Raw genomic sequence first — 14,542 nt, forward strand, 5'->3', positions numbered from 1 at the left:
ATTAATTAAGAGAACATTTTTTGGAAAGACTATTAACCTTACCTTGAAAAAGTGGAGGGCTGTGAATATAGGTGTTTAATCCCTACTTTTCAATCACTGTCAATAACGGTTGGCCAAGCTTGATATTATCTACCGTTGCTGGTAAAACATCCATATAATCTGGAGAATTAGTAACAATGATGGCACTGGTTAAATCATATCCCTGAGCTTCAAGATGTTCTCGATCAAACTGCAGCAAGGGCTGGCCAAGTCTAACTTCCTGCCCATTCTCAACTAAAACTGTGAAGCCTTGGCCGTCCAAATGGACGGTATCAATCCCCAGATGAATCAAGAGTTCTACTCCATCTTCTGAACGAATTGTCAAAGCATGCTTGGTCGGAAAGGTGGTCGTAACAATTCCCTGTACAGGAGACACAAGCTGATCTGATGTCGGCCTGACCGCTACTCCCTCACCCATAGCACCGCTTGCAAAGACAGGATCCGGCATAGTTTCAAGAGGAAGCACCGTCCCCCCAAGGGGACTAAATATCGTATGATGACCAATTGGAATTTGTTTTGTGTCTTTATTAAGAGTGTCCGAAATCATTTCCTTTTCCGTCTGGTCAGGAATTCTAACCAGCAAAGTCAAGATAAAGCCAGCTAGAGTAGCTAGAAGCATGGCAATGATTGATTGGAGAAAATTATTGACATCTTGCCCATTGGGATCTACGAAAGTTGTCAAGGCAAAAATCCCCAAACCTCCCATATTATAAGCATGGATTGCCGTCCAACCAACAAAAGCCCCCTGAACAGCACCGCCAATGCTACTTAGAATAAAAGGCGTTCGAAGCGGCAAACTCAACCCATAAATAGCTGGCTCTGTCACACCGAAAAAGGCCGATACCACCGATGGTAAGATTAAGTTCTTCTGACGTGGATTTTTTAGTTTAAATGCCAAAGCTAAAACGGAGCCAAACTGTGAAAAACTAACAAAGTTGATAATCGCTAAAATCGTCGAAAAACCACTGGACTGAAGCTGTATGGTCATAAGAGGAATCAAGCCCCAATGCAGACCAAACATGACTAATAGTTGCCACAAACCTCCCAAAACGGCACCCATCAAAACTGGACTAAATTGATAAATGAGATGAAAAAAATCACCAATCACATTTGACAAACCAATCATAGCTGGGCCAATTCCTAAAATTGTCAAAGGAGCTACCACGATAAGTGTCAAGAACGGCACCATAAAATACTTGACCACATCGGGTACAATTTTTTTAAAAAATTTTTCAACCTGCGCTGCCAGAGCAACTGACATGATAATCGGCAAGACTGTTTGATAATAGCCGCCCGAGGGAAGGTAAATCGGAAATCCTAGAACTTCTGGTAGGCGATTGTCTGCATTTAAACCAGGATACAAGAGAGTCGCTGCCAAAGCGATACCTGTAAAAAGATGCAGATTAAAATATTTTGTCGCACTAATCGCGATGACTATAGGGAGAAATTGGAAAAACCCGTCACCGATAGCCTGAAGCAAGAGGTAAATACCGCTATTTTCAGCCGTAAGTCCACAAAAAGCCATAATCGCTACAACTCCCTTTAGCATGCCTGTTGCAGCTAAGACGCCCAAGGCTGGTTGGAAAACAGCCGAAACCATCGTGATAAAACGGTCAGTTAGGCGAGTCGAGGGCGCGCTTGCTCTTAAATCACCCAAGGAAGAAATGCTAAGCAAAGCATCGTAGACATCTGCCACATGATTACCGATAACAATCTGATATTGCCCACCACCACGGACAATGGCTGTCACCTCTGGGTGAGTCTTGAGCATTTCTGTCTGCGCTTGGTTATCGTCTTTGAGCGTAAAACGCAATCGTGTTAGACAGTGGGTCACTCCTATGACATTTTTTTCACCACCGACCAATAGCAGCAACTCCTTGGCCAGATTCGTATATTTTTCCATAAAACCTCTATCTTATTGATACTTAACAAAATTCGACATTTTATTGTCAATCAGCACTTTCCAGCTCTTGAAGCGCCTCTGTGAGTCATGAATTCTTTGACAAGAATTAACATAAAATTGATAACAGGAAGATACTGGATATCGAAATAGAAGCGGTATCCATCTGTCACGATTTGAAAAATCCCCAGTCAGCTCAAAGCTGAAACCAGGGAAATGGTGATGCACTAAGCGGTTTTATTTGTCGTTCTTTGAATATGAATGGTTAGATAGACCAGTTCGTCCTGAGAGACAACAAATTGATATTGACTGAGAACATATTTGCCAATCAACTCTGCACAGGCAAAGGCTTTAGGATAGTTAGTCTTGACCTGCTCAAAAAGAAAACTGTCTTCACCTGATTGTCCCTGATGATCAATGACGCGTTGGGCAAAATACTGGAGATGGGTGACAAAGCGCACGTAAGAAATACTTTCCTCATCAAACTCAATCGCATAATACCGACGGACAATATTAATCATCTCCTGAATCAGCTTGGTTGTCTTCACCGTCTGATCCATTTTGTGGTCATTCTTCTGGGCGTTGACAAAGTGCAAGGCAATCGAAGCTGCCTCATCCTCAGGAATCTCCAAAGCAAAACTTTCATTCAAAAGTTTGACCGCTTCAAGACCCACCTGATACTCCATCTGGTAGAACTTTTTGACTTCCCAAAAGAGCGGATTTTTGATAAAAACACCCTGTTGCGCCCGTTCAATGACAAAATGCAGGTGATCTGCCAAAGCCAGATAAAGGTTTTCGTTGTAGCTTGTCTCTAAAACACGTGAAGCTTTTGAGATGATCGCTTGAAAAATATCAACTTCTTTTGGACTTAATTTGACGTAGAGCTCTGAAACTGCTTGGGTAAATTGTTGATCGGATAACTTAAAGACTTTTTCAATCAGGGTTTCATCAAGAATGTCACCTGTCTTTTTTTGAAATCCTAAACCTCTTCCCATGACAATAGCCTCAAGGCCTTCGGCATCTTGAATCATCACCACATTATTGTTAAAGACCTTGACAACTTCCATGCTACCTCCTCGACCTTTTGAATGTTACTTTTGTCCATAAAATCAAGACTATCATCTGCTTGAACTTCTTTTATGATAGCACTTCCAAGTTAAAAACGCAACTCACTTGAAGCCAAAAACAGAACAAACGAATAAGGAAACCGTCTCTTAGTTTTTTTATGAGCGAAAATATTCTGAAACAGCAAAAATTAGTCATGAAAACCAAAGAAAACTTTCCTTTTTCTAGTCATTTTGTACTGTTTTTCTAATTGATTGATTTTCTTTATGCGTTGTCGTGACCCCTAAAAAGAGAAATTGGGACAGACAGCCATGATGGCTATCTGTCCCAATCCTTTTCATTAATCTTCAAAAATATTGCCCAATTGAACGGAAATCTTTGCATTTTTAATATCAATATCAGTAACTGACAAGAGAGACTTGTAGTTCATCTCATCGCGTTTGCCTTGCACATTATCCGCAAAGATGGCGACACCAGCTAAAGTACTATCAAACTCAGACAAGAGACTGATCATGCCGTTGATAGTCCCGCCACCTTTTAAGAAGTCGTCTACAATCAAGACACGGCTATCTGGTTTAAGACTGCGTTTCGAAAGGAACATCTTCTCAATCCGCCCACTTGATCCTGAGGCATAATTGACAGAGACGGTCGAGCCTTCAGTGATTTTCAAGTCGCGACGGACAATAACAAATGGCACATTGAGCACATCAGCCACAGCATTGGCCAAAGGGACACCCTTAGTTGCCACGGTCATGACCGCATCAATTTTTTGATCCTTGAAGGCTTTAGCGATAATGCGGCCAATCTGTCTCAGAATAGTCGGTGTCGAAAGGAGATCTGAGAGGTAAATGTAGCCCCCTGGTAAAATGCGATCACTTTCCGCCATACGAACGCAGAGCTCTTCAACGACTTTATGCGCTTCCTGATCCGAAATAGTTGGTGTAAATATTACCCCGCCGCTAGCACCTGTGATCGTTTCAATCTCTCCAATTTCGCTCGTTTCCAATGCACGCTTGATAATAGAGATGTCTTCAGAAATAGAAGATTTAGCAGAATCGTAACGTTCTGCAAATGTGCTCAAACTGGTCAACTCATACGGATGATTGATCAGGTAATTTGAAATCAGTACCATCCGCTCACTACGTCTAATTTTCATCTTTTGTCCTCGTTTTTGTTTCTTTTTTCTATTATATCATACAAATAAAAAACGAACAATTTTTAAAATAAAAAGTCCGTTTTTTCGTTTTTAGCGATAGTTTCAACTTAGAAATTTGCGTTCACAAACAGGACGCTTTCTTTAATCAACACAATTTTGAGCGGCCGCATATTGACGACGTGTTGTGAAAAAATAGTGAACTTGTTCGAAAACACATTGAAAATCATTCCCTTTTCATAAATCGTCAGTCTAGGTTTTCATTGCCCCCTTGCAATCAATCTTCTTAGACTACGGAAAATCTGACTGTTGAACTCTTTTTCGTTTTCCGAACAAAGACAGTTACTGTGAGGGCACTCCTAAAGATTTGGTTTGTAGAAAGAGCGGTTGTCCATGGCAAAGAGACGGTTTGTCAGCTCACCTGGTGCTATTTTGTCAAGAGCTGTGATCATCATCATCATCTCCGCATCAATATTGTCAATCATATGGAGAATCTCAGCTTCCATGATTTGCGGGCGTACAGGACTTCCGTACTCCAAAAGGCCGTGGTGACTAAGGATAACATGACGCAGAACAATCACTTCTTCCTTGCTATCATCAATACCAAGATCGATGAGTGTTTTAGTGATTTCTTCATCAATCAAAGAGATGTGGCCGATCAAGTTCCCTCGGACGGTATAGCTGGTGTCATCTGGCCCAGACAACTCAATAACCTTAGCGAGATCATGCAGCATGATTCCTGCAAAGAGCAGGCTCTTGTTAAGCTGAGGGTAAATATCGCCAATGGCATCTGCCAAGCGAACCATGGTCGCAGTGTGATAGGAAAGACCAGCATAGAAGGCATGATGATTGGTCTTTGCGGCTGGATAGCTGTAAAATTCCTTTTCGTACTTACCGTAGAGCGCGCGCACCAAGCGCTGCCAAGTCGCATTCTCAATGCGGAAAATCATCTGCTGCAGGTAGTCTCTCGTATCTGAGATGTCTACTGGTGGCTTCTCTTGAAAATCCACAGGATCATTTGGCTCATCTAGTTTTGGTAAGCGCAGACTAATTTGATTAACCTGCGGTGTGCCGTTATAAACCTCCCGCATGCCTCGCATAAAAACAACCTTGCCTGAGGTAAATTCAGTCACATTATAAGCTTGAGCGTCCCAGAGCTTACCCTCAATAGTGCCTGTATCATCTTGGAAGGTAAAGGCAAGGTAATCCTTACCAGCCCTAGTCTGACGGACCTCTGCTGACTTAATCAGGTAAAACCCTTCAAAAGGCTCGTCTTTCTTCATTTGGTTGATTTTCATAGCATCCTCATTTCTAATCACAGGCAAGCCTGCTTATCCAAAATCTTCTTGATCGGGAAAGGTCTTCTCGTCTTCTGTTACTGCGTCAAATTGGAGCATTTCTGGCAATTTCCCATCTTCGCCATAGTGTTCAATGGTGCGAAGAGCACGCTCAATAGCTTGAGTTCTGGTGGTCAGCAGGCTATCAATATTCTTGGTGGCCCGCCCTAATTGAACCTGAGTCTTCTGCAAGAGGTTTCCAAATTTGCCAAACTCAGTTTTAACATTGCCCAAAACTTTACTAATATCATCTGCCGAGCGCTGGATATTAAGCGTACGAAAGCCAACAGATAGGGAATTGAGCAGGGCTGACAGGGTAGATGGGCCTGCTATCACAATGTTTTCTGTCCGACGTAGGTCATCAAAAAAGGCTGGCTGGCGAACGATTTCCGCATAAAGTCCTTCCGTTGGTAAAAACAAGATCCCAAACTGCGTCGTCTCAGGTGGACTAATGTACTTGCGATTGATGTCCTTGGCAAAGCCTTTGACACTTGCAAGAAGCGCCTTGCGAGCCGACTCAACCTGTGCCTTATCTCCCTCATCATGGGCTTCTTCTAGACGGTAGTAAGCATCCAAAGGAAATTTAGCATCAATGGGTAAATATACCGTCTCACCCTCGCTCTGACCAGGGAGCTTGATGGCAAACTCAACCCGATCACTAGAGCCTGCAATCGTTGGAATTTCACGCTCATATTGGCTGGGGCTCATGATATCCTCGATGATCTGAGCCAGCTGAATCTCACCCAAAATCCCTCGGCTTTTGGTACCTGAGAGAACTTTGCTGAGACTGCCAACATCACGAGCCACCGTCTTCATTTCACCTAACCCCTTGTTGACCGACTCTAACTGTTTAGACACGGTTTCAAAGGACGACCGCAATCTGGTCTGAAGGGTCTTCTCCAGCTTTTCCTCGACGGTCTGACGCATCGCTTCCAATTTGCCTTCATTGGAAGATTGCATTTGTTGCAATCCTTGACTGAGAACGGTACGGTTTTGATCCAAATTTTGCGTGATTTCCTGCCGCAGCTCAGTCAGATGATGGTAAAGGTCCTTGCGGACATCGGTCAGACGATCTGAGGTTTGACTGGTTGCCTGGTGCAGATCGCGAAGCTGATTTTGCCCAGAACGCTCTAGCAAATAAGTCATCTGGTCAGCCATGCGATCAGCTTGGCTATCCAGCATTTCCTCAAAATCAGTTTGAAGCTGTTTCTGCCCCTGCCAGAGGAAAAAGACAGCTACCAGTAGCACTATACTTAAAATTAAAAGCAGTATTTCCATGTCAATCCTTACTGTAAACCACAACCAGATAGCCATCAGGCACAGTCACCTGAATAGGCCGATTTATAAATTCATTGCACCCATAGATTTTACGGTCAAAAAAGCTCTGGTCATCCATCTCGTACTTGGCATTTTTTATGGTCAGCTGACCTCGCCCCTCCAGCATAAAACCAACATAGTCGTAGCCTGATAGAGGGGAAATTTCCCTGTAGCCAGCCTGATAATAAGTGATACGGTTTTGTCCATCAACTAGCTCAAATTGGCGCAAATAAGGAAAAAGCTCGGGGTGACTAGGCAGAAAAATCGAAGACAAACTATGATCCACGCGACCACCTAGCGCACCATAAATGGTCACGTGCGCTTCTGGATCGTCCTTACAAATGGCCTTAATGGTCATTTCTAAGTCGGTATCGTCTTTGTGACTGGGAGCTGTCACCAAACGTTTAGCCGAGCGCTTGACAGTCTCAAACTCCTCATCGCTAATCGAATCAAAATCGCCAACCGCCAAATCTAGCGGTAAGTTCATCTCCACTAGCTTCAAAGCTCCCGCATCAACCCCAGCATAAGCATCAAAATCTCGCGGAAAATCTGTCAGTGGTCCACCTGCCAGCACACACCAGCTAACCATTGAGCGCCTCTCTTAAGGTTGCCACGCGCTTTGCTACGTCACCTTTAAAGACATAAGACCCTGCTACAAAGACATTAGCACCAGCTTTCTTAGTCAAAGCGATGGTCTGATCATCAATCCCACCATCAACCTCAATATCAAAAGCAAGACCTTTTTGCTCTCGTAACTTAGCTATTTCTTCAATCTTTTCAAGCATTTCTGGAATAAAGGCTTGACCTCCAAAACCTGGGTTGACCGTCATAATCAAGACTTGATCTACCAACTCTAAGACATGGGTAATACTAGCCACAGGTGTCCCTGGATTGAGCACCACACCAGCCTTCATACCAGCTGCCTTAATCTTTTGTAGGGCGCCGTGAATATGAGGTGTCGCCTCGACATGAATGGTCATGATATCAGCGCCAGCTCTGGCAAAACTCTCGATATATTGCTCAGGGTTGGAGACCATGAGATGGCAATCAAAGACCAGCTTGCTATGTGGACGCATACTGGCCACCACATCTGCCCCAAAACTGATATTGGGCACAAAATGACCATCCATAATATCGATATGAACGTACTCACTCCCTGACGCATCAATGCGTTTGAGCTCCGTTTCAAAGTTAGCATAATCTGCGGCTAAGATGGATGGTGCTAGTTTATCAGTAAACATAAGAGACCTCGTCTTTCTATTCGTTATTTTGGACAAATATGGCTTTATTTAGGTAATTTTTTAGCTGTTTTCTTATAGGTTTCACGACGATTTTCAATTTCGCTCAGGAAAAGCAAATAGTTGTCAAAACGGCTCTGAGATAGCTGGTCTGCTCCTACAGCTGGCTTAACAGCACAGGACGGCTCATGCGTATGGGTACAGGTGCGAAACTTACACCCTTGCGACAATGCTTTGATTTCTGGGAAGCAAGCATTGAGGGTCTCGCTATCAGAGATTTCGTAATCTAGGGAAGAAAAGCCTGGTGTATCAGCGATTTTTCCGCCATAGAGGTTGTAGAAACTAACCGCACGTGTGGTATGGCGACCACGGCCCAGACTATCTGAAATCTCACCTGTCTCCAAGGCCAGCTCAGGTGCAATTTTATTGAGCAAGGTGGACTTTCCAACGCCAGTCTGACCCATAAAAACTGTGATCTTACCCTCAAGCAAGCTTGGCAGCTCTGCTATGTCCCAAAGAAAATCGTAGCCAATCGTCTGATAAAGGCTGCAAACTTGATCAAAATACGCCATCTCCTCATCAACCAGCAAATCGCGCTTGGTCAGAAAGACGATGGGATGGATGCCCTTGTGCTCAAGGAGGATCAGAAAACGATCCAGCAAATTGAGACTGAAATCCGGCTCCTTGGCCGACATGACAACCACGGCCTGATCAATATTGACGATGGGAGGACGAACCAGACTGTTTTTGCGGTCATGGATAGCTAAGATATAGCCCTCCGAATTTTCCTCAGCCGAAAAATCAACCCAATCACCGACATAGGGCGTTTGGCCTTTTTGACGAAAGTTTCCCCGCGCACGGGTCTGGTAAACCTGACCATCTGACTCCACATAGTAAAAGCCAGCCAAAGCCTTGACAATAATTCCTTGCAAATAATACTCCTTATATAAGATATGAGGCCGCTTATAAAACCGTATGAAAATAGGGAAGTGATACTGCGATTATAGTCACACGGAACTTTATCATTTTCACTAGGTTTTTAGGCCAAATTCAGTTGTTGAGATACAAAAGCCTTAAGAAATCCGTATAATTATAATAATGAGGAGACTGATGACTAGTCTAATGACTAATGACTTGGGAAGGCCTTTGTCTTTTCTCTAGGATTTTACCGAGCATTTTAGCCCGTGTTCAACGCACTAAGTTTGATTATGACTTAAGTCACTAAATAAGATACAATGTTGGCTATAAGCCTCTCATCTCTACCCTTATAAAATCACGATTCAATAAAACAATATACTTCAGCCTTATTATACCAAAATTCTGCCTATTTCGCTGAGAAATCGGGTGCGAACTGCGTTTAGTCAAAAGAAAATCAGGCCTGTGCCTGACTTTTCTAGGAGATGTATGATACGCCTCTGTTCGTCACAAAGTGAGCTACAGAGGTGGTTTCCTTTAGGGAAAAAGGGATGAGGTGGGCCTTTTTGCCCAACCCCATCTCTCATCGTTTGCGTAAGCATCTCAGTGCAGTGGTTGGGAGTAAGACTTGTTGGCCATGCCAACTTAGTCTTACCCCTGCAAAGATCATTAGGTGCCTTAGCACCAATGAACCACTGCTGATTGGCGGATTTGTTCGTGTTTTACACTCCAAATCTGGCCTAATCAACTGTGCGGGGGTGAGAAAACGAACTCTTTTTGGGTTGTTCGAGTTCTTTCCCACTCCCAAGGATTTAGGAGGTCCTGCTATCTCTAGCGGGATTATTTACAACAATAAAGTGGCAACCTTAAACTCTCCTAAAATTAAATTCCTAGATGCCCACTGGAGGTTACTTTGAAATAGCATGCTATTTCACAACCCTTTGAATCCAATGGTCTATTTTTTCTGACTGACGGTGGAGCCAGCGAAGATTGGCTAGAATAAGAACAAGAACAAGTGGCGTTAAGACCAGTAAAAGCCAGCCATTCACAGGCCTGACGAGAAAAAAATAGAGCAGATCACCAACCAAGATGGGAAAAGTCAATAAAGCGGTGCAACTCCCCGGTACAAAACGGCGGTAGCGAAGCCACTCTCCTATATGGGCCAATAAATGGAAAAGATGTCCTATAAGCAGAGCCAGAGCCAATTCCGGCAAATCACAAATAGAGGCTATGATGGAAATCAAACTGACAAGCAGGAACTCTTCTCCTATCATCAGAGCTATACTCTCGGTGGATGGGTAATGCTTGCGCCCTTGAATAAAGATCTCTTTTTGATAAGCAGGATTGTCCTTCTGCGCCTCAATCCAAGGCTTTACCATAATCATCTCCTCAAATTCATGTAGCATGAACAAGGAGATATTAATCAAGGAAAATAGGGCGATCAACATCGTTTTTTCTCCTTTTAAAGTGGTGGTTAAGCAAAAATAGCCACCTAATGCCTTTTTCTATCTTCTATAATCCCAAACGCTCAAAAATGTCATCCACCCGTTTCGCATAGTAGCTCGGATCGAAGAGTTCATCGATTTCTTCTTGGGTCAGTTTGGCAGTGACCTTCTCGTCAGCTTCCAAAAGCGGTTTGAAGTCTACTTGATTGTCCCATGAGTAGGCTGTCTTTGGTTGTACCAAGTCGTAAGCTTCTTCACGGGTCATGCCTTTTTCGATCAGCTTGAGCATGACGCGTTGGCTGTAAATGAGTCCAAAGGTCGAATTCATGTTGCGAATCATGTTTTCAGGAAAGACCGTCAGGTTCTTGACAATATTGCCAAAACGGTTGAGCATGTAGTTGATAAGAATAGTCGTGTCAGGTGTGATGATGCGCTCAGCCGATGAGTGGGAAATGTCCCGCTCATGCCAGAGGGCAACATTCTCATAGGCCGTCACCATATGACCACGAATAACACGGGCGAGCCCTGTCATATTTTCAGAGCCGATCGGGTTGCGCTTGTGAGGCATAGCAGAGCTGCCTTTTTGACCTTTGGCAAAAAACTCTTCCACTTCACGTTGTTCCGATTTTTGCAGACCGCGGATTTCCGTTGCCATGCGCTCGATCGAAGTTGCGATGCTTGCTAATACGGCAAAGTATTCGGCATGCAAGTCACGTGGCAAGACCTGAGTGGAAATTTCCTGTGGACGAATGCCTAATTTTTCACAGACGTATTTTTCTACGAATGGCGGAATGTTGGCAAAGTTTCCAACGGCACCAGAAATTTTTCCAGCCTCGACACCAGCCGCTGCGCGCTCGAAACGCTCTTGGTTACGCTTCATTTCGCTGTACCAAGTCGCCAATTTGAGACCGAAGGTCGTTGGCTCCGCATGAACCCCGTGGGTGCGCCCCATCATGATGGTGTACTTATGCTCACGCGCCCTGTCCGCCACAATCTGCGTAAAATTAGCCAAATCCTTGCGGATAACGTCGTTAGCCTGCTTGTAGAGGTAACCGTAGGCCGTGTCCACCACATCGGTAGAGGTCAAGCCATAGTGCACCCACTTGCGCTCCTCGCCGAGGGTTTCAGACACCGCACGGGTGAATGCCACCACATCATGGCGCGTCTCCTCTTCAATTTCAAGGATGCGGTCAATGCCAAAATCCGCATTGGCACGAATCTTGGCCACATCTTCCTTGGGAATCTCACCCAACTCAGCCCATGCCTCATCAGCGAGGATTTCCACCTCCAACCAAGCACGGTACTTGTTCTCTTCACTCCAAATGTTCGCCATCTCAGGGCGGGAATAACGGTTTAGCATAATTAAGATATTAAGGGCGTTAAGCGGACACCGTGAAAATAGGAAATTTTGAGCAGAGCGACTTGCGCTCAAACAAAATTTATCTTTTTCACACAGTCCGCGGCCCGTATTCAGTTTAGAGAATACGATGCCCTTGTTCCTTTCTATTTTTTGTTTTTCTTCACCTTTATGCAACAGTCCTTATCTTTTGTTATTAACTAGCCGCTTTAAAGATGTCTTCTTGAATTGTTAAATACTTAGTTAAATTAATGATGTTATCATCTGTCATTTTGCTTTTCTGTTCCTCAAAAATTTCGTAATCATTAACCACAGCTAAATCTTCTGTATATTTTTTAATATATCTAATTAAAGCTTGTAATTGATTCATATTAATCACTACTACGTCACTTTCATCAGATTCTAAAATCTTTATCAACTGATTCTTTAATTCAACAATTACAGGGACGGAAAGTGTTCCCGTTTTTGTAGCAGTTATGTATTTAGTCAAAGAATCATTAAACTTAGTATCAGGTGCTACTTCAATTGTAGCTGTCTTATCTCTATTCTTGATTAACTTTCTAATTCCATAGAATGCTACACCGCTAATTACTATCGCACTTCCAACTATTAAACTTGTTTTTCCTTTATTCTTAGATACGTAATTAATTAAATCATCAACGCTAAAAGAAGATTTTGTTGCTATATTAGAAACTACTTTTTCAGCCTGAGAAATTTTATTCGCATCTTTCAAGTGCTCAAAAACTCCTCCTGTGGCTTTATAAATTACACCTCCATGTCTGACTAAATCTCCTGAACACAAACCTGCAAACGCAGCCTCTGTAATATCCATTGGTACTTGTATAATTGGCATAACATTCCCTCTTTTTTGCTTTATTTTTTACGATATTTATTTCAATAGAATGGTGGTGACAGAACCATCAATATTATTTTATTGATTTTTTTATAGCATATACAATTCCACTAGCTGCAGCAATTCCACCTGCAATCCAGCTCTTGTTCCGTTTCCAAAACCCTTTCTCTTTTTTTGCTTGTTTTTTAACTTCTTGGTCTTGTTTTCTTTGTTGCTCTCGCCTCTGTTCAGCAGCTTTTTCATTCGCTACCTTTTTCAGTTTATCATCTTCCATTTTGGCAGAGGATAAAATATTATCAACTTCTGAAATCTGTTTAAAATCTGTTAATTCATCAATCTTAGCCAAATAAATATCTCTATCGGTTATGTACTGCAAGCCAGATATTTTGTCTTTTGCATTCTTCTTAGCTTGATCAAATTCCTGCTCTTGCTTTTCTCTTGCAAGACGCAGCTTTCTGTTTCCCAAATATTCTTTTGAGTAGCTATCATTGTTAAAATATACAACTTCATCAGCAATATCATCAAGATATTTTGTTTCTTTAAAGCAATACCTCAAATCACCTTTCTCATACTCTGAACTAATGCTATCTTTCCAAGACCATAGAATTATTTCCCATTTTTGGGAAAATGCTTCTTCAATTAGCGGACGCATATCCAAGTCTCCACTCATTAAAATTAACTTGCCTGGGGATTTTATCCTTTCGATATGCTTCATGCCTTCAATCAATATTTTCCCATCCACACCTTTTTCACCAGATTTAGTTCTTTCATAAGTGTGAACTTCAAAATTATTATTTTCCATTGTTCTCCAAAAACTATCATTTGGAGGAGGAGTTGAGCCAGCTAAGACTTTCTTCTGATTATTGTTATTAGTATATTTTTTTACAAATTTTATGTAATCAATTCTTGCTCCGTACTCAAATTGATTTAATCCTATAAAAATATTTGAATTGTCAATTAATAAAAGATCCATTTATATCCCTTCAAGTAGAAAGTAAAATTGTAGGAATTTCCTAGTCCTAGTTTACCACAACACTCACTCATCCATAGCTAACTCCGCTGCTTTCTCTGCGTGGATTAGTGTTGTGTCAAACAAGGGAATGTCAGTATCGGTTTGTTTTACTAAGAGGCCGATTTCGGTGCAACCTAGAATAACAGCTTGGGCACCTGCACTTCTGAGCTGCTCAATGATGTTAAGGTAGGCTTGTTTGGATTCTTCGCGGATGGTTCCAAGGCAAAGCTCATCATAGATGATGTGATTAACTGTTTCAATGCCCGAATCGTCAGGAATGAGAACTTCCAAGCCTGATTCAAGGAGTTTTTCTTTATAAAAATCCTGCGTCATCGTATACTTGGTTCCCAAAAGTCCGACTTTGCGGATTCCTTGCTCCAGCAAAACATCAGCCGTTGCTTGGGCAATATGCAAGATGGGAATGCTGAGGCGTTCCTGAATCTGCGGCGCCACTTTGTGCATAGTGTTGGTGCAAATCACGATAAAATCTGCTCCAGCCTTCTCTAAATTAGCAGCTACTTCCCCCAACACTTGGGCACTCTTTTCCCATTCTCCTGTTGCTTGGTAATGCTCAATTTCCGCAAAATCTACACTATAGAGTAAGATTTTTGCAGAATGCAAGCCACCCAATTCTTTTTTGATAACCTCATTAATGATTTGATAATAAGAGGCTGTACTTTCCCAGCTCATTCCTCCAATTAAACCAATCGTTTTCATTTTAACACCAGCTCTCTAAAATTCCTCAACCTCATCTGGTTTATCACTGAAAACAGTCACATGGCCCATTTTACGGTTGTGCTTTGCTTCTAGTTTACCATAAAGGCGGAAATGGGACGGGATTTTGGGACACGATCTTTGCGCGTATAGTATGGTGCCCAAATCTACAGCCCCCTATTCAACAGTGGATACTA

At 42.6% G+C, this 14,542-nt stretch carries 13 protein-coding genes and 1 pseudogene; all 14 read right to left on the bottom strand.

Features of this window, described 5'->3' with window-relative positions; translation table 11 throughout:
* Positions 1-82 precede the first annotated feature (82 nt).
* Positions 83-1,942: a beta-glucoside-specific PTS transporter subunit IIABC gene (locus A3I5_RS0111135; RefSeq protein ID WP_018374691.1), complete on the bottom strand. Its 1,860-nt coding sequence runs from the start codon at positions 1,940-1,942 to the stop codon at positions 83-85.
* 224 nt (positions 1,943-2,166) lie between these two features.
* Positions 2,167-3,006, bottom strand: a complete 840-nt coding sequence (gene licT / locus A3I5_RS0111140) for a BglG family transcription antiterminator LicT (RefSeq protein ID WP_018374692.1) — start codon at positions 3,004-3,006, stop codon at positions 2,167-2,169.
* 338 nt (positions 3,007-3,344) lie between these two features.
* Positions 3,345-4,160, bottom strand: coding sequence for a pur operon repressor (purR, locus tag A3I5_RS0111145; RefSeq protein WP_018374693.1), 816 nt, complete (start codon positions 4,158-4,160; stop codon positions 3,345-3,347).
* A 356-nt stretch (positions 4,161-4,516) separates the two neighbouring features.
* Positions 4,517-5,455 carry a 3'-5' exoribonuclease YhaM family protein gene (locus A3I5_RS0111150; protein WP_018374694.1) on the bottom strand — a complete coding sequence of 313 codons (939 nt, stop codon included), beginning with the start codon at positions 5,453-5,455 and terminating at the stop codon, positions 4,517-4,519.
* Between the two features lie 33 nt (positions 5,456-5,488).
* The gene (locus A3I5_RS0111155; protein WP_018374695.1) at positions 5,489-6,772 is read right to left on the bottom strand and encodes a DNA recombination protein RmuC; all 1,284 of its coding nucleotides are present in this window, start codon (positions 6,770-6,772) and stop codon (positions 5,489-5,491) included.
* A 1-nt stretch (position 6,773) separates the two neighbouring features.
* On the bottom strand, positions 6,774-7,400 hold the full coding sequence (locus tag A3I5_RS0111160; protein ID WP_018374696.1) for a thiamine diphosphokinase: 627 nt from the start codon (positions 7,398-7,400) through the stop codon (positions 6,774-6,776).
* Positions 7,393-8,052, bottom strand: a complete 660-nt coding sequence (gene rpe, locus A3I5_RS0111165; protein WP_018374697.1) for a ribulose-phosphate 3-epimerase — start codon at positions 8,050-8,052, stop codon at positions 7,393-7,395. Before rpe ends, A3I5_RS0111160 begins: the two co-directional genes overlap by 8 nt.
* A 44-nt stretch (positions 8,053-8,096) precedes the next feature.
* Positions 8,097-8,981, bottom strand: a complete 885-nt coding sequence (gene rsgA / locus A3I5_RS0111170) for a ribosome small subunit-dependent GTPase A (protein ID WP_018374698.1) — start codon at positions 8,979-8,981, stop codon at positions 8,097-8,099.
* A gap of 909 nt (positions 8,982-9,890) precedes the next feature.
* Positions 9,891-10,412, bottom strand: coding sequence for an HXXEE domain-containing protein (locus A3I5_RS0111180; protein ID WP_018374700.1), 522 nt, complete (start codon positions 10,410-10,412; stop codon positions 9,891-9,893).
* Positions 10,413-10,476: 64 nt separating this feature from the next.
* Positions 10,477-11,769 carry an adenylosuccinate lyase gene (gene purB / locus A3I5_RS0111185; protein WP_018374701.1) on the bottom strand — a complete coding sequence of 431 codons (1,293 nt, stop codon included), beginning with the start codon at positions 11,767-11,769 and terminating at the stop codon, positions 10,477-10,479.
* Between the two features lie 193 nt (positions 11,770-11,962).
* Positions 11,963-12,619 (bottom strand): hypothetical protein, encoded by a 657-nt coding sequence (locus A3I5_RS0111190; RefSeq protein ID WP_018374702.1) that lies wholly within the window; start codon positions 12,617-12,619, stop codon positions 11,963-11,965.
* A 73-nt stretch (positions 12,620-12,692) separates the two neighbouring features.
* The gene (locus A3I5_RS0111195) at positions 12,693-13,592 is read right to left on the bottom strand and encodes an NYN domain-containing protein (RefSeq protein ID WP_018374703.1); all 900 of its coding nucleotides are present in this window, start codon (positions 13,590-13,592) and stop codon (positions 12,693-12,695) included.
* Between the two features lie 63 nt (positions 13,593-13,655).
* A complete protein-coding gene (locus tag A3I5_RS0111200; RefSeq protein WP_018374704.1) occupies positions 13,656-14,348 on the bottom strand; it encodes an aspartate/glutamate racemase family protein in 693 nt (230 codons plus the stop codon).
* A gap of 15 nt (positions 14,349-14,363) precedes the next feature.
* Positions 14,364-14,465, bottom strand: a pseudogene (locus tag A3I5_RS13010) (hypothetical protein); the annotation flags it as partial.
* Between the last annotated feature and the right edge of the window lie 77 nt (positions 14,466-14,542).

This window comes from Streptococcus merionis DSM 19192, from assembly GCF_000380085.1.
Classification (GTDB): Bacteria; Bacillota; Bacilli; order Lactobacillales; family Streptococcaceae; genus Streptococcus; species Streptococcus merionis.

What these genes read in the sequence shown, in the direction of transcription:
- A3I5_RS0111135 (WP_018374691.1), bottom strand. Translation starts at nt 1,942, where the DNA reads ATGGAAAAATATACGAATCTGGCCAAGGAGTTGCTGCTATTGGTCGGT.
- licT (WP_018374692.1), bottom strand. Translation starts at nt 3,006, where the DNA reads ATGGAAGTTGTCAAGGTCTTTAACAATAATGTGGTGATGATTCAAGAT.
- purR (WP_018374693.1), bottom strand. Translation starts at nt 4,160, where the DNA reads ATGAAAATTAGACGTAGTGAGCGGATGGTACTGATTTCAAATTACCTG.
- A3I5_RS0111150 (WP_018374694.1), bottom strand. Translation starts at nt 5,455, where the DNA reads ATGAAAATCAACCAAATGAAGAAAGACGAGCCTTTTGAAGGGTTTTAC.
- A3I5_RS0111155 (WP_018374695.1), bottom strand. Translation starts at nt 6,772, where the DNA reads ATGGAAATACTGCTTTTAATTTTAAGTATAGTGCTACTGGTAGCTGTC.
- A3I5_RS0111160 (WP_018374696.1), bottom strand. Translation starts at nt 7,400, where the DNA reads ATGGTTAGCTGGTGTGTGCTGGCAGGTGGACCACTGACAGATTTTCCG.
- rpe (WP_018374697.1), bottom strand. Translation starts at nt 8,052, where the DNA reads ATGTTTACTGATAAACTAGCACCATCCATCTTAGCCGCAGATTATGCT.
- A3I5_RS0111180 (WP_018374700.1), bottom strand. Translation starts at nt 10,412, where the DNA reads ATGTTGATCGCCCTATTTTCCTTGATTAATATCTCCTTGTTCATGCTA.
- purB (WP_018374701.1), bottom strand. Translation starts at nt 11,769, where the DNA reads ATGCTAAACCGTTATTCCCGCCCTGAGATGGCGAACATTTGGAGTGAA.
- A3I5_RS0111190 (WP_018374702.1), bottom strand. Translation starts at nt 12,619, where the DNA reads ATGCCAATTATACAAGTACCAATGGATATTACAGAGGCTGCGTTTGCA.
- A3I5_RS0111195 (WP_018374703.1), bottom strand. Translation starts at nt 13,592, where the DNA reads ATGGATCTTTTATTAATTGACAATTCAAATATTTTTATAGGATTAAAT.
- A3I5_RS0111200 (WP_018374704.1), bottom strand. Translation starts at nt 14,348, where the DNA reads ATGAAAACGATTGGTTTAATTGGAGGAATGAGCTGGGAAAGTACAGCC.